This window comes from Rhizobium sp. 05L429 (assembly GCF_056397645.1).
In genome coordinates this window covers 99602-120853 of sequence record NZ_JBFTNV010000030.1, presented here as the reverse complement: position 1 = coordinate 120853, position 21252 = coordinate 99602, and the positions used below count along the sequence as shown (strand labels likewise).

At 56.3% G+C, this 21252-nt stretch carries 25 protein-coding genes and 1 pseudogene; 11 read left to right on the top strand and 15 right to left on the bottom strand.

What is annotated here, in order from left to right; translation table 11 throughout:
- From AC1DNW_RS26695 to AC1DNW_RS26665, 7 genes are all read right to left on the bottom strand, one after another.
- On the bottom strand, positions 1–138 hold a 138-nt coding region (locus AC1DNW_RS26695; protein WP_477854892.1), incomplete at its 3' end, for a porin.
- A 30-nt stretch (positions 139–168) separates the two neighbouring features.
- The gene (locus AC1DNW_RS26690; protein WP_477854885.1) at positions 169–387 is read right to left on the bottom strand and encodes a hypothetical protein; all 219 of its coding nucleotides are present in this window, start codon (positions 385–387) and stop codon (positions 169–171) included.
- Positions 388–449: 62 nt separating this feature from the next.
- The gene (locus AC1DNW_RS26685) at positions 450–1844 is read right to left on the bottom strand and encodes a family 4 glycosyl hydrolase (RefSeq protein ID WP_477854884.1); all 1395 of its coding nucleotides are present in this window, start codon (positions 1842–1844) and stop codon (positions 450–452) included.
- A gap of 147 nt (positions 1845–1991) precedes the next feature.
- Complete coding sequence (locus AC1DNW_RS26680; protein WP_477854883.1) at positions 1992–3077, bottom strand: ABC transporter ATP-binding protein; 1086 nt, start codon at positions 3075–3077, stop codon at positions 1992–1994.
- Positions 3078–3112: 35 nt separating this feature from the next.
- Positions 3113–3976 (bottom strand): carbohydrate ABC transporter permease, encoded by an 864-nt coding sequence (locus AC1DNW_RS26675; RefSeq protein ID WP_113311843.1) that lies wholly within the window; start codon positions 3974–3976, stop codon positions 3113–3115.
- Positions 3969–4910: a carbohydrate ABC transporter permease gene (locus AC1DNW_RS26670; RefSeq protein ID WP_477854882.1), complete on the bottom strand. Its 942-nt coding sequence runs from the start codon at positions 4908–4910 to the stop codon at positions 3969–3971. Before AC1DNW_RS26670 ends, AC1DNW_RS26675 begins: the two co-directional genes overlap by 8 nt.
- Before the next feature lie 5 nt (positions 4911–4915).
- On the bottom strand, positions 4916–6193 hold the full coding sequence (locus tag AC1DNW_RS26665) for an ABC transporter substrate-binding protein (RefSeq protein WP_477854881.1): 1278 nt from the start codon (positions 6191–6193) through the stop codon (positions 4916–4918).
- Between the two features lie 279 nt (positions 6194–6472).
- Between AC1DNW_RS26665 and AC1DNW_RS26660 the strand changes: the two genes are divergently transcribed.
- Both AC1DNW_RS26660 and AC1DNW_RS26655 read left to right on the top strand, forming a co-directional pair.
- Entirely contained in the window at positions 6473–7240 is a 768-nt protein-coding gene (locus tag AC1DNW_RS26660; protein WP_477854880.1) for a GntR family transcriptional regulator, read from the top strand.
- Between the two features lie 137 nt (positions 7241–7377).
- The gene (locus AC1DNW_RS26655; RefSeq protein WP_477854879.1) at positions 7378–8139 is read left to right on the top strand and encodes a glucosamine-6-phosphate deaminase; all 762 of its coding nucleotides are present in this window, start codon (positions 7378–7380) and stop codon (positions 8137–8139) included.
- A gap of 548 nt (positions 8140–8687) precedes the next feature.
- Here the strand turns inward: AC1DNW_RS26655 and AC1DNW_RS26650 are convergent.
- Positions 8688–9536 carry an oxidoreductase gene (locus tag AC1DNW_RS26650; RefSeq protein WP_477854878.1) on the bottom strand — a complete coding sequence of 283 codons (849 nt, stop codon included), beginning with the start codon at positions 9534–9536 and terminating at the stop codon, positions 8688–8690.
- A 194-nt stretch (positions 9537–9730) separates the two neighbouring features.
- Here AC1DNW_RS26650 and AC1DNW_RS26645 point away from each other — a divergent pair.
- Positions 9731–10185, top strand: a pseudogene (locus tag AC1DNW_RS26645) (AraC family transcriptional regulator); the annotation flags it as partial.
- A gap of 147 nt (positions 10186–10332) precedes the next feature.
- On the top strand, positions 10333–10644 hold the full coding sequence (locus AC1DNW_RS26640; protein WP_477854891.1) for a helix-turn-helix transcriptional regulator: 312 nt from the start codon (positions 10333–10335) through the stop codon (positions 10642–10644).
- A 55-nt stretch (positions 10645–10699) separates the two neighbouring features.
- Here AC1DNW_RS26640 and AC1DNW_RS26635 read toward each other — a convergent pair whose 3' ends face one another.
- Both AC1DNW_RS26635 and AC1DNW_RS26630 read right to left on the bottom strand, forming a co-directional pair.
- Entirely contained in the window at positions 10700–11074 is a 375-nt protein-coding gene (locus AC1DNW_RS26635) for a VOC family protein (RefSeq protein WP_115036735.1), read from the bottom strand.
- A 45-nt stretch (positions 11075–11119) separates the two neighbouring features.
- Entirely contained in the window at positions 11120–11926 is an 807-nt protein-coding gene (locus tag AC1DNW_RS26630) for an AraC family transcriptional regulator (protein WP_162805084.1), read from the bottom strand.
- Positions 11927–11996: 70 nt separating this feature from the next.
- On the opposite strand from AC1DNW_RS26630, the gene AC1DNW_RS26625 reads away from it, so the two are divergent.
- The 4 genes from AC1DNW_RS26625 to AC1DNW_RS26610 are packed head-to-tail and all read left to right on the top strand — an operon-like array spanning position 11997 to position 15470.
- Complete coding sequence (locus AC1DNW_RS26625; RefSeq protein ID WP_115036734.1) at positions 11997–12362, top strand: hypothetical protein; 366 nt, start codon at positions 11997–11999, stop codon at positions 12360–12362.
- The gene (locus AC1DNW_RS26620; protein ID WP_477854877.1) at positions 12359–14389 is read left to right on the top strand and encodes an FUSC family protein; all 2031 of its coding nucleotides are present in this window, start codon (positions 12359–12361) and stop codon (positions 14387–14389) included. Before AC1DNW_RS26625 ends, AC1DNW_RS26620 begins: the two co-directional genes overlap by 4 nt.
- Positions 14386–14595 (top strand): DUF1656 domain-containing protein, encoded by a 210-nt coding sequence (locus AC1DNW_RS26615; RefSeq protein WP_113298913.1) that lies wholly within the window; start codon positions 14386–14388, stop codon positions 14593–14595. The genes AC1DNW_RS26620 and AC1DNW_RS26615 overlap by 4 nt, the downstream gene beginning before the upstream one ends.
- The gene (locus AC1DNW_RS26610) at positions 14592–15470 is read left to right on the top strand and encodes an efflux RND transporter periplasmic adaptor subunit (RefSeq protein ID WP_477854876.1); all 879 of its coding nucleotides are present in this window, start codon (positions 14592–14594) and stop codon (positions 15468–15470) included. The genes AC1DNW_RS26615 and AC1DNW_RS26610 overlap by 4 nt, the downstream gene beginning before the upstream one ends.
- A 196-nt stretch (positions 15471–15666) precedes the next feature.
- Here AC1DNW_RS26610 and AC1DNW_RS26605 read toward each other — a convergent pair whose 3' ends face one another.
- The 3 genes from AC1DNW_RS26605 to AC1DNW_RS26595 all read right to left on the bottom strand — a co-directional run bounded on the left by AC1DNW_RS26605 (position 15667) and on the right by AC1DNW_RS26595 (position 17784).
- Positions 15667–16335 carry an NAD(P)-dependent oxidoreductase gene (locus AC1DNW_RS26605; RefSeq protein ID WP_477854875.1) on the bottom strand — a complete coding sequence of 223 codons (669 nt, stop codon included), beginning with the start codon at positions 16333–16335 and terminating at the stop codon, positions 15667–15669.
- A 70-nt stretch (positions 16336–16405) separates the two neighbouring features.
- Positions 16406–16879 carry an AtaL-like protein gene (locus tag AC1DNW_RS26600; RefSeq protein WP_477854874.1) on the bottom strand — a complete coding sequence of 158 codons (474 nt, stop codon included), beginning with the start codon at positions 16877–16879 and terminating at the stop codon, positions 16406–16408.
- 35 nt (positions 16880–16914) lie between these two features.
- On the bottom strand, positions 16915–17784 hold the full coding sequence (locus AC1DNW_RS26595; protein WP_477854873.1) for an SDR family oxidoreductase: 870 nt from the start codon (positions 17782–17784) through the stop codon (positions 16915–16917).
- Between the two features lie 105 nt (positions 17785–17889).
- Here AC1DNW_RS26595 and AC1DNW_RS26590 point away from each other — a divergent pair, with 105 nt between their 5' ends.
- Both AC1DNW_RS26590 and AC1DNW_RS26585 read left to right on the top strand, forming a co-directional pair.
- A complete protein-coding gene (locus tag AC1DNW_RS26590) occupies positions 17890–18780 on the top strand; it encodes a LysR family transcriptional regulator (protein WP_477854872.1) in 891 nt (296 codons plus the stop codon).
- Between the two features lie 143 nt (positions 18781–18923).
- Positions 18924–19997, top strand: a complete 1074-nt coding sequence (locus AC1DNW_RS26585; RefSeq protein WP_477854871.1) for an extracellular catalytic domain type 1 short-chain-length polyhydroxyalkanoate depolymerase — start codon at positions 18924–18926, stop codon at positions 19995–19997.
- Positions 19998–20253: 256 nt separating this feature from the next.
- Here the strand turns inward: AC1DNW_RS26585 and AC1DNW_RS26580 are convergent, their stop codons facing one another.
- Together AC1DNW_RS26580 and AC1DNW_RS26575 are read right to left on the bottom strand one after the other, a co-directional pair.
- The gene (locus AC1DNW_RS26580; RefSeq protein ID WP_113298920.1) at positions 20254–20592 is read right to left on the bottom strand and encodes a hypothetical protein; all 339 of its coding nucleotides are present in this window, start codon (positions 20590–20592) and stop codon (positions 20254–20256) included.
- A 55-nt stretch (positions 20593–20647) separates the two neighbouring features.
- Entirely contained in the window at positions 20648–20839 is a 192-nt protein-coding gene (locus AC1DNW_RS26575) for a CsbD family protein (RefSeq protein ID WP_477854870.1), read from the bottom strand.
- A gap of 232 nt (positions 20840–21071) precedes the next feature.
- Between AC1DNW_RS26575 and AC1DNW_RS26570 the strand changes: the two genes are divergently transcribed.
- Positions 21072–21248, top strand: coding sequence for a hypothetical protein (locus tag AC1DNW_RS26570; RefSeq protein ID WP_477834400.1), 177 nt, complete (start codon positions 21072–21074; stop codon positions 21246–21248).
- Positions 21249–21252 lie beyond the last annotated feature (4 nt).

The following is a 21252-nucleotide window of genomic DNA, read 5'->3' as shown; positions in this document are numbered from 1 at the left end:
GCCGGTGCCGTAAGCGTCGCAGACGCGAACGTATTCAACCGGCTCCGGCTCGGCAGCAACGATTGCGTCTGCTGCGAGTACCGGGGTCGATGCAGCAAATGCTGCTGCCGACGCAAGCAATACCATCTTGATGTTCATTGTAGAATTCCTCTCCTTTGTCGATCGGGGCTATTCTCTGTTTCCGAAGATCCAAAGCCGACCCGTTTGAACAACCTCACGGCGTGCGGATCGATCCGCCGGACGTTTTGCAACTAAACGCTGCGCACGCCCTAGAGCATTTCCGTTTTTCTTCGAATCACGAAAATTCTCTATCTCTTTGTTTTTATGCAATTCCAGACGCAAAACCGCTGCACACTTTTGCTGGATTTGCTCCAGCGCACTCGGCATTGCTCTCCAATACTGTCCGGTGCCAGCCCACCCCTCGTTGATGGGCTGGCGCGCCGCATATTTTAATTGGTCAGCGTACGGAGCTTTTCCGGAAGGCGATTAGCGGTCGCGGTCACCATCGAGCGGAGAAGCGACGAAGCTTTCTCCGGCGGTAGGTAGCGAACCAGAGGGTCGGTAAGGAACAGCCCTTCCAGAGCTTCGACATCCCCTTCCAGAACCGCCCCGACGAGAGCCGTTTGCCGTTCCGCGTGAGGCTTCACAAGTGCTTCCACTGCGGCTGGCAGCCGTCCGGCAAAGATCGGCTGGATCCCCAGACCAGAAAACATGACGTTTGTCTCGACGATTGTTCCTGGCGCGAACCCGTCCATCTGACCGCGGTTCGGCATGTTTGCGTTCACCACGAGGACGTCGCCTGTCGTGAGCGCCTTTATTTGGCCGACAAGAGCCTCCTCAGACGCTGGCTGCAGGATCGGGGTTTCCCCTGACATATCTACTTTCTTGGCGGCAGCTTGCTTTTCCAGCCGTTCCCGGTTGCGGAACTCGACAGGGGTCAGCCCAAATCCCCAATCCTCGACGTTGGCCAGGTACCAATTCATGGGGAGAAACTCGGCCAGGTGCCGGTCGCCAGCCGCGGCGGCGATGCCAAAACGAGCGGAGAGATCAAACTTCACTCGATTCATATCTTCAAAATAGCGGTGGTACTCGTTCGTGGGATCAAGCGGCACTTCGCGCCAGCCTTTCTCCATGTGCGAAGCCGCGAAAGCGAGATATTCTGGGAGAAAGTCTTCTCCATCTACGGTCGCACGATCGACGAACGTAAAATGGTTGATACCCAAAACGTTCATCTGAACATCACGAAACCCGACGGCCTTGCCTTTGCCCTTTTGGTTGGCCAGCCAAGCGATAATGTGCCGAAGCTTTGTGACCTCATGGCATTCTCCCCATGCCCTAATCTCTGGGAACACCGCGTAGAGAGTGCCAGTCAGAACGGACATCGGATTTGTCAGATTGCAGACAAAGGCTTTTGGCGAATATTTCTGGATCGCGTGAGCGATTTCGGCCATTGCTGGGATCGCGCGCATAGCCCGAACAAACCCGCCTGGTCCGACAGTGTCACCGACCGCTTGACGTATGCCGGCTACTCGCGGGAGTTCGATGTCATGTGCCATGTCGTCAAAGGAGCCTGGCAGGATCGAGATGACAACGAAGTCGGTCCCCGTCAGTGCGTCTTGAAGTGTGCTCGATACGACATACCGAATATCAACTCCATGCGCCTGAGACAGTCGATTTCCGATAACCGCATTGCGTTCAGCGGCTGCGATGTCGAGATCGTAGAGCCGAATCTCACCAGAAATAGTACCGTCGTGAATGAGATCCGCCATAAGGACATGAGCCCAGTTCAGGGAGCCTCCGCCAACATATGCGAGCTTTACTTCAGTTGAGATTTCTTTCGTCATAACTAACTCCATTGACGGACGGATATGGGCCGATGCGTGGCTATCGTGAGAACGTGAGCTACCTGGGCGCGGCAAGTTCAATGCCGACCATAAATTCGCAGCCGTTGATGATTGCTCAGAGAGCAAGTTTAAAGGTTGCTGGCCCCATTAATGGGGCCGGCGAATGGCGTTGCCATCCTCGCCAAAAAGGTGGCCGTGGGCAGCGTTGAATCTCAGCGGCACCAAATCGCCCGTGGCCACGGTGACCTGACCAGGAATCATAACTGTGACTGTCTCCGCAACCGACGTCTCTCCGTAGACCACGGTTGCTCCACCAAGTTGTTCAACAAGTGCGACCTTGAGGTAGCCCAGCAAATGACCCGCGTCTCCTCCTATAACAAGATGTTCGGGGCGGACGCCGAGGGTCACTGGACTGTTCGCGCCTGTGGCATCCCCGAGCTCATGGAACGGAACAAAGCTTTCCTGGAGCACCACACCACGATCACCGGCGCTCCAACGGCACTTGATGAAATTCATCTTTGGAGAACCGATGAAGCCCGCGACGAAAATGTTCATAGGATTGTTGTACAGCTCAAGCGGCGAACCCACCTGCATGATCTGTCCGTCACGGAGCACGACAATCTTGGTGGCCATGGTCATGGCCTCGACCTGATCATGTGTGACATAGATCATCGTGTTCCCAAGCTCTTGATGAAGCTTGGATATCTCGACTCGCATTTGAACTCGCAGCTCTGCGTCAAGATTCGAAAGCGGCTCGTCAAAGAGGAAGATTCTGGGGTCGCGAACGATAGCTCGTCCGATAGCAACTCGTTGTCTTTGGCCGCCAGACAGCGCCTTAGGGCGGCGCGAAAGCAACGCATCGATTTTGAGAGTTTCGGCTGCTCGCTTAACGCGCTGCTCAATTTCGGGGCGCTTATATCCGGCAGTTTCAAGTCCGAAAGCGAGGTTCTTATAAACGGTCATATGCGGATAAAGTGCATATGATTGAAACACCATAGCGATACCGCGCTTGGAGGGAGGCACCTCATTCATTGTGGTGCCGTCGATCAACAACTCTCCGCCGCTAATATCCTCAAGGCCGGCAATCATTCGCAACAGAGTTGATTTGCCACAACCAGAGGGACCGACGAAAACGGCGAAATCCCCCGGTTCGATAGCCAGATCGATGCCATGTATCACTTCATGGTTGGCGAAGCGTTTGACAATATTTTTCAGTTCGATGCGCGTCGACATCTAAAATCCCCTGTTTGCGTATAGCGACTTCTGGCTCAACGTTTCATGCCGGTCGTCGCAATACCCTCGATCAGCAGCCGCTGAAAAATCAGGAAAATGAGAAAGACCGGCGTGAGCGACAACACAGACATCGCAAAGAGCTGGTTCCAGTTGGAAACACCGCTGGAGTCCACAAAGGAGCTTAAGCCGAGCGGCACGGTGTATGAGTTCATATCGCTGATGTAGATCAGCGGTCCGAAAAAGTCGTCCCACGTCCAGATGAACGAGAATATCGCTGCGGTTGCCATGACTGGGACCGAAAGCGGAAGGATAATCTTCCAATAGATCCGCCAGGATCCACAGCCGTCCATCTGCGCAGCCTCGTCAAGCTCCCGCGGTAGCTGTTTGAAGAACTGAACCATCAGGAAAATGAAGAAAGCTTCAACCGCGAAGAACTTTGGGACAATTAGAGGGAGCCAAGTGTTGACCCAATCCAGGCGGAGGAACAGGACATATTGCGGTATGAGGGTTACCTGGTAGGGCAACATCAGTGTGCTCAGCATGAGCGCAAAGCAGATGTCTCGTCCGGCAAATTTCAACCTCGCGAACGCGAAGGCGGTAACGGACGCCGAAATGACAGTTCCGATCGTCGACAGAATTGCGACAACAAAGGAATTGAGAAAGAAACGCCCAAAACTTACCTTCATTGCGAACCAGCCTGACTGGTAGGCCTCAATCGTTACCTGGGATGGGACGATGGTGGCTCCGCCCGAAAAAATCTCGTCCTGGGGTCGCAGAGAACCTGCCACCATCCAAAAGATTGGGTAAAGCAGCGCCAGGGAGACAATGATCAGCGCAGAATGACTCAGCACTACCCTTGCATCTACATTCAATAACGGTCGTAGCTTGCGACTATTCATCGTAGTGCACCCAATATCGCGTGGACAGGAACGAAAGGGTGGTGAACGCGGCAATGATGATCATCAAAATCCACGCCAACGCCGAAGCGTATCCCATCCGAAAGTTTCCAAACGCCTCTTGGTAAAGGTACAGCGCGTAAAACAAGGTTGAATTGATCGGACCGCCGGTACCTCCAGAGACAATGAAGGCCGGAGTAAAGGTCCTGAAAGCCTCGATAGTCTGAACCACGACGTTAAAGAAGATCACCGGTGACAGAAGAGGAATACTGATCTTAAAAAATTGCCTGATACTCGAGGCACCATCGAGACTGGCCGCTTCGTAAACATCTCGCGGAAGCTGGCGAAGTCCCGCCAGAAAGATGATCATCGGCGAGCCAAACTGCCATACGGACAGGATGACCAAAGTGTAGAGGGAATAGTGAGGATTCGAAATCCAGCTCGGCCCGACTACCCCGAAAAGCGAGAGGAAACTGTTGACGAGGCCGTCTGTGGCGAAGAGCTGGCGCCAGAGTACCGCAATTGCTACTGATGCGCCAAGCAGCGATGGAAGGTAGAAGATTGCCCTGTACAGCGGCAAGCCGGCGATACCGCGATTGAGGATAACCGCGACCCCTAGAGCGAATACAAGCTTTAGGGGAACCGAGAACAAAACGTAAATGAACGTAACCCGCATTGCTGAAGCAAATTTCGGGTCCGCCGTCACTATGCGCATGTAATTAGCCAGTCCCACAAATTGCGGCTCGCGGATCAGGTCGTAGTCGGTGAATGAAAGATACAATGAAACGATCGCTGGGCCGGCGGTGAAGACAGTAAAGCCAATGAGCCAAGGCAGCAGGAAAAGGACGCCTGAAGAGTTCCGCTTGGCGATGCGGCCGACTTGCGCCCTCAAACCCTCGGCAGCCGCATTTTTCGATGAGCATGATGTTTCCGGCATAGCCACTACCTACGCTGCAGGATTGCGTCGGCTTCATCGAAATATGATGCTGCGCCCTCGTCGGGTGTCGCGCTTCCAAACCCCACCTCCTGACTTACACGCGTCAGCAGAATACTGATTTCGCCGGCCCCTGTAGGCGGTGCTGGGGGCAGTTTCCCGACATATGGACCTAGATTAGAAATGAAATCGACGGTCGCCCGTTCATTCTCATTCAAGGAAGGCGAAAGCAGATTGCGCATCACTTGCGAAGCCGGCACACCACGTTCAACGCCGAGGAATTTGACGCCGACAGGATCTGCCACCATAAAATTGATGAGTTTTACAGCAGCCTCAGGGTTCTTGGATCCGCTCGAGACAGAGAACATCTGTGACGGTTTGAGATAGTTGCTTCTTTCTCCGTCGGAAAAGACTGGAATGCCGGTGAGTGACAGTGGCGCTTTGTTAAGCTCGCAAAAACCAATAAATTCGTTGGAATGACCAAAATCGCTGGCCGAATGGCCCAAGGTCAGAGGCCCCGACTCTACCGCATTCTTCGAAAGCGCCTGTATGTCAGGAGTAACACAACCGCCGCCGTCACGCATGGCAGCCCAGTACCGGAACCAGGTGGACAGTAGGGGCCGATCGAAACCCAGCTTTCCCTCAGCCGTATAGAGTTCTCGTCCCTGAGAGCGCAGCCAAATTTCGAAGACCGGCTCGACACCGCTGCCATCGGCCAAAGCATAGAATCCAGGCTTTTTATTCGCGGTGGCAAAAGCCTTGCTTTTCTCCAAGAGGTCATTCCAAGTCGTCCCGAACGTAGGCGGTTCGACCCCGCGTTCTCGCCAGGCGTTATTGTCGATAACCAGACCAAAAGCATTGACGCCTGCATTCACGCCATATAACGCGCCGTCCACGCTGCAGGACTCAAGATTGGACTTGTCAAACCCTTGAATGTTCAGAAGCGTCCCGACAAATTTGTCGAGCGGCGCGATAGTCCCCCTGCGCGCATACTCGCGCATGTAAATAGGATCCATCTGGATCATGTCGGGCGCATTGCGCCCCGCCACCTGGGTGGCGAGACGAGGCCAATAACCGTCCCACCCAGCAGACTCTGTATCGACGAGAACATCGGGGTTGCCGGCTTCGAAAGCCTTAACAGCATTCTCGGTGCGCTTTGCTCTATCATTTGACCCCCACCAAAACATCCGAACCCGGTCGGGTGCGGCCCAAGATGGTCGGTATGCACCAAACGCGAGGCCGGCGGCCATCGCATTCAGGAATGTTCTACGCTTGAAACTCGTCATCGCAAGGCTCCCCCTCATTTGGTCGATACATTAATATATCGTAGCTACGAGATGCGCAATAGCTGCGAGTCTGATTTCTCACCTCGCGCCCTCTCATGAGGTTATCCAAGCACGATAATTACCATAAGTAATTGTTTTATAACGATTCGATTCCCTTTTGGAATCGACGAAACTTCCAACGGAAGGGTTGACGTAGACGAAGCATACTAATATATCGTATGTCACACCTGACGAATTTCAGGACAAATAAGTGAGTTCTCACCTTTAGAGATATGACTGATGAAAACGCCGACACAGACTGGTTCACCAAACAAAGCCGTTACTCGGTCATCCGCGGCTCATCCTGCCCGCCGCACTCACGCCACGGTAATCTATGAGACCCTGCTCCGGTCGATCGCTCGTATGGAGCTTCGTCCGGGTGAACCTCTCAATGAAAAGGCTTTAACAGAGCAGTTTGGCGTGAGCCGAACCCCTGTACGAGAGGCACTACTTCAGCTTGAAGCGGACGGCTTGGTCGAGATGATGGCCCAGGCAGGTACTTTCGTTGCCCGGATCCCGGTAAATCGCATCCGCGAAGCAATCATAATTCGACGGTCTTTGGAGGAAGTCGCAATTACGCGAATGGCAAAGGTTGCCGATCAAGCAGACGTTGCCGGTCTAGATGTCGTTCTTGCCAGACAGCGGCTTGCTGTTGCTCTTGGAGACATGGGCGGATTCCACGAGTCGGACGAAGCGTTCCACGAGGCGATCGCACTGGGTGCTGGTTTCACGACGCTTTGGCCAATGGTGCGGCAGATCAAAGTGCATTTGGATCGTGTACGAGTCCTGTCGCTGCCCGTGGAGGGTCGAATGGAGCAAACGCTAAAAGAACACCAAGGCATCCGCGACGCTATTGCTCACAACGATATCAATGCCTCTAGAGAGGCACTACGTGAGCATCTTAGTGTGATCGTTCCCTACATCGATAGCCTGAGCGAAGCATACCCCGATTATTTTATCCGGGCGCCGGATGCCGAAGGCCGAGCAAACCGGCACGAGTGGATTTGATCCTGTCGTCGTAGCCAGCAATAGAATCTGGACTTTCAAGCCTATGAGAAAGAGCACGTTGCCCTTAAGCAGCGGCGCCTTGTTCAATCGCGACTGAACCAACTAACGATCCTCCCAGATCTTCGAAAGAAAAACAAATGATCAAAACGCATTTTTTTAAAGACAAGGTCGATAGCGCTGCGGCGGCGGCTTTGCTCGGTGCCCAGCGAATTCAGGAGGCCATAATTCAACTTGGAAAAGCAAATATCGTTGTGGCGACGGGTGCAAGCCAATTTGAAATGCTGGAAGCACTCACCGCTCTTGAAGGAATCGACTGGTCGCGAGTGACGGGTTTTCATCTGGACGAATACGTGGGCATGTCGGAGACCTCGGACGCGAGCTTCCGGCGCTATCTGAAGGATCGGTTTGTTTCGAAACTCCCGGAGTTGGGCGCGTTTCATTTCGTCAATGGTGACGCCCCCGACATCGAAGCAGAACTATGCCGACTGAACGCTCTGCTAGATCAACATCCCATCGACGTGACATTCGCGGGTATAGGAGAAAACGGGCACCTTGCTTTCAATGATCCTCCGGCCGATTTTGAAACTACCGTCGCTTACAGAATTGTCGATCTGGATGAGAAATGTAGACTACAGCAGTTCGGGGAAGGCTGGTTCTCATCGGTTGATGCAGTTCCTAGGCAGGCGATCTCGATGACAGTACAGCGTATCATGGCAAGTGGAACCGTCGTCGTAACGGTTCCCGACGTGCGTAAAGCAAAGGCTGTGCGGGACGTTCTGGAGGGGCCAGTCATAAACGTCGTGCCGGCCTCCATTTTGCAGGACCACCTCTCGTGCCACATCTTTCTGGACAGTGGCTCTGCGAGTTCGTTGTCGAGAGAAAAGCCCGCTGGCGTGTAATGGCCAACCCGCGCGCGACCATGGGCGGGCGGGCTCGATCCACTGTTTCCGCAAAGTCATCGGTCAAGACGCACCCTGGCGGGCACTAACAGCTATTCCCGGGGGAGACGATGTCCGCCGAGGACGAATGCTCGCGCGCAAGAAACGCTGTGTCAATGGATTGAACGAAGCCGGCGATCACCCGCAAAGCCGAAATCCTAATCGCCGTCGAGCCGTTCATGATCTCAATTACATCGGAGGTACTTGCCGGCAGAAATCGTGGCTGACTACCCTGGCACCTCATTGATGCGTCCAGACACACCGCAGCTCTTCAACGACATTGGCGACGCCGGACGAAATGCCAGCCTGAACGGCACCTGCCACGTCGCCAGCGCGCATCACCCTGTGCGCTGGCGGTCCGAAGCGAGAAACTCGATGTCAGGCTGGGTACCTGGCCTTGAAAGACCATCGAAAGCCGACTGGTCGGGCACGGCGATTGGCCTCGGAAGGCGTCGACCTTCGTTCCCTCCTGACGGAATGCGAGCTCGCTTGGCTGCCGGACTTGAATATCACCTTTGAAACTCGGGAAAATCGGCACCGCGGGTCACGTCACTCCAATCGTCGAAATTCTTCCGAAGTGTTTCAAGACGCTTGTAGGCCAGATCCAAAGCAGATCCTCCCAAGAGGAGCCGCAAGGGAGGGGCTGGCGATTCAACTGCCATCTGGATAGCCGCTGCGGCGCGGGCGGGATCTCCCGGCTGATTGCCGGAAACCGCTTTCGTCGATACTCGACGCTTTCCTGCCGTGTCAGCATAGTCGTCAATGACGATCTGCGACTCCGCCATCGAGCTACCAGCCCAGTTGGTGCGAAATGCGCCGGGTTCTACAATGGTTACCTTGATGCCGAGCGGAGCGAGTTCCTGGGCAAGAGACTCTGAAACGGCCTCGACTGCAAATTTTGTCGCGTGGTAGTAACCGGTTGCCGCGAATGCCATGAGCCCGCCAAGCGAAGAGACGTTTACAATATGACCGCTTCTGCGCGCCCGCATGGGCGGCAAGACTTCCTTCGTAACATCGATGAGACCAAACAGGTTCGTATCGAACTGTTTGCGAACACCTTCCTCGTCTCCCTCCTCGATCGCTGCGAGATAGCCGTAACCGGCGTTGTTAACGAGAACGTCGATCTGACCAAAGATCAAGAGCGTTTCGGCGACAGCGCTCCTGATTGTCGAGCGATCGGTGACATCGAGGTTCAGCGCGAGCGCTTGCCCCTTGAATTGATCAGCGAGCCCGGCTAGCCGCTCGGGGCGCCTGGCCGTCAGGACCACCCTATAACCGAGACCCAGCACGTGTTTGGCGATCTCGAAGCCGAGGCCATTCGAGGCGCCGGTAATGAACCATACCGGTTTATTCGTCATTTTCGATCATCCTTCTGGTTGCGAACGGCAATGGCCGCAAAAGCGGTCTTTGCAGACCGGTCGCCGTTTCACGAAAGATACGAACGGCAGGATGGGACTGTTATGGCGAAACGCCCAGCGTTTCATACGATCCTACCAAATCTTATGTCACTGCCTACATTAGAGGCTATGCCATCGGTCATGAAGGAACGGATTTGAGGATCAAGGAAGAGCTTATCGCGATCATTGATCGACACGCTGCTGCGCCGAGACAAAAGACCCCTATCGCCGGTCTTTCGATCTTCAAGGTCGAGGCGCCGACCCTTCCTGTTGAAAGCATTTACACACCCCGCCTCTGCGCTGTGATTCAAGGCCAAAAGGAAATTTTGCTCGGCGGTCGCGCGTTCGAAGTTGATGACACGCAATACTTCATTGCCTCAGTGAACCTGCCGGTTTCCGCCCGCATCACCGCAGCTTCCACGACCATCCGCATTATGCATTGTCATTTGAACTTAACCGTCGGGACTTGGCCGAACTGCTTCCGAATGTCGCGGTCCGCCCTGCTCAGGCGCACCGGGAGGGTCTATCGGTCGCACGACAGACTGAAGACATCTTGAGCGCACTTCATCGCGTCGTACTGCTTCTTAACCGCCCGGAGGATCTGGCTGCGCTACTCAAGCCTGCAACGACGGAACTTTATTATCGGCTTCTCCAGGGTGAGCATGGTGCAACATTAAGAGACTACGCCACGAAGGATACGAAGATCGCCCAGATCGGGAAGGTCACCGCGTGGATAAAGGAGCATTACAATAAACCCATGGCAATCGACATGCTTGCCGACCTCGCGCGCATGAGTGCGACATCACTTCATCGCCATTTCAAGGCGACGACGCTGATGACGCCGCTGCAATATCGGATGCATGTCAGGCTTCAGGAGGCGCGTAAACGCTTGCTGATTGGCGGCTCGAGTGCCCGAACCGTCGGCTTCGAGGTCGGCTATGACAGCCAGACGCAGTTCACACGCGAGTACAGGCGTTTGTTCGGCCGCCCACCCATACAGGACACCGCCTATCTAAAGGGCATCGGCTCATCCAAACCGCCCCAGCACGTCGGCGGGACGGTGGCTTGACCGATATAGCGCAACCATTGATCACGCTGTCCACTAGCCGCTTCGCACGCCTATCTCATTTCCTCGGGTGAGACCGTACAGTGAGCTTGTTTCCGTCAGGGTCCCGAAGATATGCTACGAATGCCCCGTTCGGCCGCTCCGCAGGCTCGCTCTCAATTGCCGTGCCACCATGCGCGGTACCGGCGGCATGCCACGCTAGAACATGGTCACGGCTTGCAGCACCTATACCGATCGTCCCGCCGTTGGCTGCAGTCGCCGCCTTACCATCGATCGGCTTCGTGATCATCAGTCGGCCCCCCTCGTGAGCGTAGATCAGTCGGCCTCTCACATCCATCTCTCCGGGCTTGCCTCCTAATGCAGCGAAGGTGGCGTCGTAGAAGCTTCTGGCCCGCTCCAGGTCGTTGCTTCCGATCATCACGTGAGTGAACATGCTTCATCTCCTGCAGGGTGCTTCAGTAACTGTGTTTCCCGACACTTAACGGTAGAAGTTTCCTAGATACTTTGCTGGCGATGCGCCGAGGGCTTTCTTGAACATGGTGATGAATGCAGATACGGATTCATATCCGAGTTCGCCCGAAACCTGCTGCACCGTCGCCCCCGCTGCAAGGCTTCGGATTGCGATGATCAATTGCAACTGCTGTCGCCAACGGCCGAAGGTCAAGCCAGTCTGCTGCTGAACAAGACGAGCGAGAGAATTCTCGCTCATTGCCACTCGCTTTGCCCATTGCGCCATCGTGCTCCGGTCAGACGGGTCATCGACCAATACCGATGCGATCAAGTCAAGGCGAGGCTCATCTGTCAGGGGTAGATGCAGATCCTCTACCGGCATCCGCGATAAAGCCGATAGAAGCAGCGTCGAAATTAAATCAGCATGGGCGTTCGCGACGGGGGACTGGTCAGCCATCTCGATGATGAGCTCTCTGACGAGCGGGGAAAGCGAAAGCGTGCAACATCGATCCGGCAGATCGGCAGCACCCGGCTCAATGAACAGAAAGAACAAACGTGCGTTGGCGGTCGCCACATTGCTGTGCAGCATCCCTCCCGGAACCCAGACGCCGCAATGAGGTGGCACCATCCACATCCCGCTGGGAACGCGACATGTCACCCCTCCCCGTAACGCCATGACGAGCTGCCCCTTTCGATGACGATGCTCAGGTGCTTCGCGTTCGTTCTGCGACACGTCGATCCTCACGGCGCGCGCAAGCGCGGCAGAGTTTTCGAGATCATGATCGACGAGGGCTGCAGCAAGGGACAGCCGCGTTTGGTGGGATTCAGTGATCATTTGAGAGAATATCTAAATTCCCCCACGTGCTTTGTCGATAGGGTCGTCCGAAAGAATTCGGAGAATGACGATGGCGATACACGAACATGACCCTCACTGGTGGTCTGATATCTTCCAGACTGAATTTCGGCTGCCTCAGAAGCGCTATCGCAGGCTTTGCATCTTGCCTCCACAATATGTGCGCGTCGGGCCTAGTCGCGTAGCCAGTGCGCGAAAGGTTACGAAAGCCTTCCTTGTGAGGGTCCGCGGGTTCTTTGGCCACCAGCTGCCAGCCGCTTCGGCTGTTTCGTGCGCCGACCCGCTCGACGCTTATATGCATGCCTGCATCGCGGTTCCGTTCTTTTGCTACGTCTCACCCGCGATCTACGGCTTCACCGGCGCCATGGAAGAGCAAGGCGTCTCGCGGAAGAACCACCAATCGGGAGATGACTTGTGAGCGCTCGACCGGTTGTCACTACTGGGAACGTGATCTTTTCATTGAAGACATTCCTGGCGGCCATACTGGCCTATTACATTGCAATAAGCTTCGATCTGCCGCGGCCGTTCTGGACGGTGGCAACGGTCTACATCGTTGCCCATCCGCTTTCAGGCGCGATCGCATCGAAATCGCTCTATCGACTGCTGGGGACCCTGATCGGTGGCGGCGCGACGGTCATCATGGTTCCAAACCTTGTGAACGAGCCGATGCTGCTTTCCGCAGCGATCATTGCATGGGTGTCGGGATGCACTTTCGTTAGCCTTCTTGATCGCACGCCTCGCAGCTATGTTTCCCTGCTGGCCGGTTACACGGTGCTCCTGGCGGGACTGCCACTGGTCACCGCGCCGGCAAACACGTTCGACACTGTTGTCTCCCGCATCGAGGAGATCGGTCTTGCGATTACATGCGCCCCGATTATTAGCCACGTCGTCTTTCCAGTTCATGTGGGGACGGTACTCGTCAACCGGATCGACGGGTGGATGGCAAAGGCGCGGAAGGTCCTCGCGGCGACGGCGACTGACGAGACAGAAGAAAATCACAGCAGAACAGAACGACACGCTTTGGCGGCGGACGCGGCGGACCTTCGGTCGTTCACGGTCCACCTTCGATATGACGGATCCCGATATCGACGTGCAGTTTCGCTGGTGAGATCATTGCAGCACCGGATGGTGTCCTTGCTTCCGTTGATGAGCGAACTAGAGGATCTGCGACGAGCACTCGCCAAGCTCAACACCTCGAAATCGGAGCAGGCTCTGTCTTTGATCGCAAGGATCAGTTCTCATTCAACCGATACCACGGAGAGCTCCAGAGCAATGATCGACGCGCTAACCTCTTCCGGCGCGCCCCCGTTCTGGGAAAATCTTCTTCTTGCCAATACCGCCCGGAATCTGCGGGATATTCATCGAATTTCTCATGAGGCTAACTCTCTTCGTGAAGCTATAGAGGAAGAGAATGCGGCGAGGGCTGCTCGTCGTTTCGCTGCTCCCGGCAAGATGCCGGCTCTGCACCGCGACATCGGCATGGCATTGCTATCGGCGCTGGCCGTCGCGATCTGCCTGGCGACCTCCACCTTCTTCTGGATTGCAAGCGGCTGGACCGACGGGATGACATTTGCCCAGATTTCGGGAGTGTTTTGCTGCCTTCTTGCGACAATGGACGATCCTGTCCCAGCCATGCGCAAATTTGTCGACGTAACGATCGGCTCCGTCATCGCAGCGTTCGTCTACGGGTTCGCTATCCTTCCGATGATCAACGGCTTCGTGCCCCTCGTCGCTGCCCTCGGGCTGTTTCTGATCCCTGCCGGCATATGTCTCGCTTTGCCTTCACTCGCGATCGTCGGCATGGGGCTGTGCGTGAATTTCCCCCTTCTTCTCACCCTCCAGGCACACCAGAGCAGCGACTTCGTGACGTTTGCAAACTCGGCGATCGCGACCCTTCTTGCGATGGCCTGGACGATCGCCGTCTGCGGCATCTTCCGATCTGTAAGAGCGGAGACAAATGCCAGGAGGCTCTTTTCCGTTACCCAAAAGCATGTCGCCAGGATCGCGGCCGGCAGACATGCCAATGCTCATGTCACCTACCATCGCGGAATCGATCTCGCAGGTCTCTTTGCCTCCAGAGCGGCAAAACTATCGCCGACCTCCGATACCGCCGCTGCCGACCTTATCCGGGATCTGCGAGCAGGACTTCATATAACAGCGATGCGGGAGCTCGCGGATGAAGCATCGATGCCTATTCGCCTCAGGGCTGAAGCCGTCTTCTCAGGACTGGAGATCTTGTACCACCTGGCGCCCGCTGAACGTGGCGACGTCCTGGAAAATGCCGTTGGAATGCTGGATAACCTTATACTTTCCTCTCTGGAAATGATCGCAGCGGATGTAGACGGCGAACTTGTGGTGCACGCAGCCGCGCTCCGTCTGTGCCTCGCTCCGGACGCCGGACCACCGGTTTTCATAAAACCTCCTGCGAGGAGGATCGCCGCGTGACCGGACAATTCGACATCTATGGTGTCCTCCTTCCATGGTTCTCGGCACTCGCCCTGTGTGCATACGGTCTATTCCGCATTCTCACATCGGTTCTCGCCAAGCTCGGGTTTTATCCAGCGGTGTGGCATCGCTCCCTGTTCAACCTCGCACTCTACATCACCCTCCTCGGTGGGCTTTCCGCCGCTATCAACTGGTTGCAAAGATGAAGAACCTCACGATCACCTCAGGGCGAGCCCTGTTGACCTTGTCTATGGTGGGCTGCGCTGCAGTTCTTAGCTGGCACCTATGGTCCTTCTACATGGAAGCACCGTGGACACGGGACGCTCATGTCCGTGCGGATGTCGTTCGACTGGCAGCAGACGTCTCGGGGCCTGTCATCGAGGTTCTGGTATCGGACAACGCGCAGGTGGAGAGAGGGACGCCCCTGTTTCGGATCGAAACAGACCGCTTCGAACTTGCGCTGCGCGAAGCGGAGGCCCAGATGCAGAGCAGCAAAGCCGCGGCGGAACTGGCGAGAACCGAATTCGAACGGTATCAACTGCTCGCCTCCAGAGAAGCAGCCAGCTTGAAAGAGCGGCAGCATGCGGAAAGCCAGATGCATCAGGCAGACGCTACATATCAGTCGGCGCTAGCGGCTCGGGATCTGGCAAAGCTGAACCTCGACCGGACAACTGTGAAAGCACCAGCATCAGGGACAATCACCAACTTCTCCTTGCGTCGCGGGAACTATGTCTCCGTCGGGGACGCGGTTGGGGTGCTCGTGGAAAGAGAATCCATCTATATCGCGGGCTACTTCGAAGAGACCAAACTCCCACGAATCCAGGTCGGCGATCGAGTGAAGATCGATATCATGGGTGAGGCGGAATCGATCATGGGACATGTCGCAGGTATCGCCGCCGGTATTGAAGATCGAGAGCGGAGCGACAGTGTTGGCTCTCTCGCAAGCGTGGCGCCAACATTTTCATGGGTTCGGCTGGCCCAGAGAATTCCGGTTCGGATCGAGATCGATGATATCCCGAGCCCAGTCCGGCTCATTGCGGGGAGGACCGCGACGGTTTCTGTTCGAGCGAACAACAACTAAGGTGTGAACGCACCTCGTGCTCTGGAACGCGTGATCAGTGTGCTCACGTTCTTGTGCCTTCGTCGCCTCAATCCCTGCTGAAGCGAGGCTTGACAGTCCCCAAAGCGGTGCAGCCAAACAATGCCTGATTTCCACCATCCGCAACGATGGCCTTTATGACCGTACTAGCCCTCACAGCGCACAAGGCTGCACTCTGTCACCAGGTTATCAACGGTACACGATGGACCCAGGCATCGCCGACCACTTGGTCCAACACGAAACTGGCAACGTCTTGTCGCGCGATTTCACCGCCATGGAAGTCAGTCAGGTCGGTAAGCGTCCGGATCACTTTACCTCCGGGCTTGTTATTGAGAATGGAGGGCCGCACGATAGTCCAATCCAGTCCACTGTCCTTGATGAGGGCTTCCTGACGGTTCTTGTCCTCGTAAACCTTCCGCAAAAGCAGCGGAAAGATCAACCTGTCGAACAGAAAGCCCCCATGTCCATTGCTATCGCCAGCACCAATTCCTGTGATGCTGACAAGGCGTGAAACCTGCTCCGCCTGCATCGATTTGACGAGCGCTTGGGTCGAGGTCGAAAGAACGGTGACTTCACGAAAAGGACTTGCGGGTGTGCCGAGTGCACTGATGACCGCATCACGCCCCCTGATGGCCCGGCGAAGCAACTTCTCATCCTGAGCGTCGCCTATAACAAGCTTTGCTCCTTTGAGATCGGGGGCTTTTTCCGGGGAGCGCACCAGCACCGTGACATCATAGCCGCGGCTCAGAGCCCGGCCAACGATGTGGCGGCCGGTTGGGCCAGTGGCGCCAAGGACAAGGATCTTTGGGGCAATGGCTGATTGGGTTTCATTCTCGGACGTTCTCATTGCTTTTGTCCTTTTGAAAGGCAGGGCGCCTACCGAGAGGCAGCTCTGCCTGGGGTGTTGATGGTGGTGATCAGAGCCGGCCCTCTGCGAGCAGCTCGCGGGTCCGCTTCAGGGTCGACAGCAGGGCAGATTTGTAGCCCTTGTCACTGTCGAACTGCATCTGCTCGGCTTGCTCTTCAGGCCCATTCGGCTCTTTTCCGCGAAGGCCGAGGTAGCAGTAGAACCGAAGCTGCAGTGCACCGGTTTCATCTTCGAACAGTTCGTTGACGATGGCGCCTTCACGGGGGCCGGTCGCCTGGAAGAAGGTGACCTTGCTCTGCGGCTCAAGGGTGATGATCTCCCTGATCTCAGAGCCGGCGATGATGGCTTCGCGCACGAAGTGCGTTGCGCTTTCCTCGACGACATCACAGCGGGTGCACAGGCCAGGAGGAAGGAACAGACGCGCATCGCGGGCCTTCAGCTCTAGGCCCTTCCAGGCCTGCTCGCGGGTCAGTTTTGTCTCGCCGTGCGGATTTACCAGAACGATAGCGGTCGAATAGATCATGACGATAGTCCTTGTCCGGGGTGTGCGACGCTGCGTCAGGCAGAGGCAGCAGTCTCGGAGGCGAAGTTGTGGTAGGAGCGGAGCGGCCGGCCCAGAAGTGCCGTTAGGCGCTCCACGTCGCCGCCTTCGGGCAGCATGCCGTCGGTCAGGAAGCGGTCGCCCATGAGGCGCATGTCGTAGGCCATCCAGGCGGGCATGAACTGCCTGAGGTTCTGTTCGAAGGCTTGCGTATCGCTCCCGCCGTAGTGGATCAGGCGACCAAGCACGTCGGTCCAGATTGCGGCGATATCCGGTCCGGTGAGTGTGTCGGGACCGACGAGGTTGACGCGGCTGAGGGGAAGCGGCTGTTCAGACTGCTCGCGTCGCAGCAGTTCAAGGGCGGCGATCTCCGCGATATCGCGGACATCGATCATGGCGAGGCCCCTTTCCCCGACCGGCATCGGGTAGACGCCGTAGCCGGTGATGACGTCCTTGATCGTCAGATCGTTCTGGATGAAGTAGGCCGGGCGCAGGATCGTGGCGTGGAAATCCATCTGTTCGATCATCCGCTCGACGCCGAACTTGCCGGCAAAATGCGGCACGTTCACGTAGACGTCCGGTTGGATGACCGAGAGATAGACGATCCTTTCGATGCCGGCCGAGCGGGCGACGTTGAGCGCAATCAAAGCTTGGGTGAATTCGTCTGGCACGACCGCATTCAGAAGGAATAGTGAGGAGATCCCATCAAGGGCGCTTCGCAGGGAGTCAACGTCGAGAAAGTCACCTTTTACGACGGCGACGCCAGCCGGGAAGTTGGCCTTGGAGGGATCGCGGACGAGAGCGCGGACGTCAGCGCCACGGTTGACGAGGTGTTCGATGACTTGGGCGCCGATATTACCTGTCGCGCCGGTAACAAGAATGGTCATGGGATTTCTCCGGGTTGGTTTTGCTTGACACCCCGAATATGGACGGCTCATTGTCGATCCAATAGACCATCTTTTTGGACAGATCGTCTCGCCAGTGGAACGGATATGGATCTCCTTGCTCTTGCTGATTTCAATCTCGTCGCCCGTCATGGCGGCTTCGGTAAAGCTGCACGCGCCTCCGGCCGTCCGAAGGCAACGCTGTCCCGGCGGGTTACGGAGTTGGAAGCTGCCTTGGAGCTTCGGCTATTCGAACGTGGCGCGCGCAACCTGAAACTCACCGAGGAAGGACGCGCCCTTCATGAGCGGACCGCTGCTCTGTTGACGGAGCTCGACGAGACGGCAGCCGACATCGCCTCGGGCGCGGAGAAACCGCGCGGCAGGTTACGGATCAGCGCGCCACTCCTCTTGTCGCAGACCGCCATGGGCAAGATCGCGGCAGGTTTTGCGCTGAAATACCCGGATGTGCGACTGGAAATCACAACTGAGGATCGGGCCGTGGACATGATCGAGGAAGGCTACGATCTGGTCATCCGGGTCAATCCTGATCCGGACGAAAGTCTGGTCGGGCGAGCCTTTTTGCGAGACCACCTGGTCGTCGTGGCAAGCCCCAATCTCGCCCGCCCCGCTGGAGACCTCCATGCTCCCGGCGTCGTTCGTGGACCTGGCAACCAACAAACCTGGAACGTCATGACAACAGAGGGTGCTGCGGCAATCAGGATCGAGCCCGTCCTCGCCATGTCCTCGCTCATCATGGTCCGCGACGCCGTACGCGCCGGCGTTGGTGCTGCACGTCTGCCAATCTCCCTGGTTAGCCACGATATGGCGGACCGCACTTTGGTGCATTGGGGGGATATCCAGGGATCCGAGATTGCGCTCTGGGCGCTCTATCCCTCACGACGCCTGCTCAGTGCCCGTGTGTCTGCCTTTCTGGAATATCTGAAGCAGGCCTTTCCAAACGGCACACCTGACGAACTGGCCGCCTATATCGGCCGCTGAAACGGTCGAGCCACCCAAGTGCTGCGGGTTCAGCCATGACATCGACATCCTTCTCACGCCCGGGCCTTGCAATTGTGCGCTGCAGCATTAGTTAGCCCACTAGGAACGTCGGAAGGCTTTCCGCATTCTGTGGAGCACTTCTCATGCGAAGTCTGTCGGATACACTGGAACGGCTCAAGCGCTTCCGCACTATCTCGGCCGCGACGCCTCCTTCCCATCGACTGAAGCGGCTCGGGAGTTTCCAGAATCCCGGCGAACTGGTCGGATGGTATCACGTTCCTGAGGGCTCGCCGCATCCCGTACCACTGGTCGTGGTCCTGCACGGGTGTACGCAAACAGCTGCGGGATACGACCGGGGCTCTGGATGGTCCAGGCTGGCGGACGACTTCGGTTTTGCGGTGCTGTTTCCCGAACAGTCCCGGCAGAACAACCCAAACCTCTGCTTCAACTGGTTCGTCGATAGCGATGTCGAGCGCGACCACGGGGAAGTAGCCTCCATCCGCGCGATGATCGCCGTCATGACAGCGAGCCACGGTATTGATCCATCCCGGATATATATTACCGGACTTTCGGCCGGCGGCGCCATGGCGAATGCTATGCTTTCCTGCTACCCGGAGGTTTTCGCCGGTGGCGCCATCATTGCAGGACTTCCCTACGGTGTTGCCTCCACAATACCCGAAGCCTTCGATCGCATGCGGGGTCAAGGTCTGCCTTCTCCTGAACGTCTGCGGGATCGGTTGCGCTCTGCGTCATCTCACACCGGTCCATGGCCGACCATTTCGGTATGGCACGGAACAGCTGATCACACGGTTGCGGAAGTCAATGCGCTCGCGATCGTTGGTCAATGGCGAGCGGTCCACGATGTATCCGCTGATCCTACCAGATATGACGTTGCCGATGGCGTCGAGCACCGCGTATGGATGGACGCGAGCGGAATGTCGGCGATCGAGTTCTATCGCATTGCAGGAATGGGACACGGTACACCAATTGACGTAACGAGCGGTTACGGCACAGCCGCCCCATACATGCTTGATATAGGTGTCTCCTCGACGGAGCTCGTCGCACGCAGTTGGGGACTGATCCCCTCCTTCGAGCGCCGGACGAAACTTCGAGGAGAACAGAATGTTATCTCGGAGCCTAAGGCCAATTCGCAACCGACAAGCGATGTGCAGACGGTCATTGAACATGCGCTGCGCGCCGCAGGGCTCCTCAAGTAGGACTTAAACGGAATTGGCTGTAGCGGATGCCGGGCAACAGCCCAAGACGGCGGGAAATCCAAATGGGTTCCAAGCAGGGAGCAGACATGAAGGATGTGAAGGAATTTCCACGAGCAGTAGTGGCGACCGGTGGTCTCTCGATATGAACGATGGAGAGATCACGATCGTTCGTGCGGCAAATGAACCATCGGTGGTCACCAAAATCCGCACAGCCCTTGCCGCCTTCCTGCAAAAGCATCGAACTTCGTAGGCTCGATCACTGCGCGGTGAAGAAGGTGAGAAGAACTTTGCCCTTCTCGCCAAGAAGACAAACAAAACGATCAGGCTTTCCCGTCTTCTCCTTGCGAGCGATGTATGCTTCACCGAGTACGACCATTTTCACGGGAACGTCTCCGACTTTTGTGTCCGCCTTGCTGACCGCAAGACTTTCCATATCCAGAATTAGATCGGTGATATCAGCGGACCGTTCTTGGAGGGCAAGAAGTCCGGTCGATTTGCAGGCGTCAACCGCCGGATCGGCTGGCGCCTGAGCGAGCGCGCTTCCTGCGGCGAGTACAAATGCAAGTGCCGAGATTGTTGTCTTTGTGATCTTCATCGGGATTCCCTAAAAAGAGAAAGGCCGCGAAATTCGCGGGCTCCCAAGCCTTCAATCAGGCTTTGTCGACGACCTTCTTAACGGCGTCCTTGGCTTCGCCCTTCGCTACCTGCGCCTTGCCCTTCGCTTCCTGGACGCTTCCCTTCACCTGCTTTTCGTGGTTGTCCACGGCTTTGCCTACGGCTTGTCGGGCCTTGCCAGCAACTTCGTTGGTCTTTCCCGTGATCTTGTCGGACGTACTTCCCATGGTCGTTCTCCTCGCGATGGTTTTGCGGAAAAGGCGTGGCTGCGCGTTTCGTTCCATCCTCAAAGTCAGATTAGTCCCAATTGCTGAATCTGAAGCGAGGAACGAAATGCGAAATCGGCGTTGGCTAATCGTATTTTGCGCGAGCACATGATAGATCATTGACTGCCCAGTATGAGCCGTCGGGCACCATCTTTAGAGCAGAGAAACCTCGGACCGGACTGGAGAGCTTTTGATGGGTTGGAAAACACCGAAGATCGAATACGTGAATGGTTATAAGATCGTTGAAGTTGATGGGCCTATCTTCAAAGTCTACGATGGCGACCGTCAGCTCGGCGATGATTTCCCCTATCCCGGCGAGGCTGCTGCTTACGCAACCTCTTTGCCAAAACGGGATCACCCCCGCGGTTAGGCGA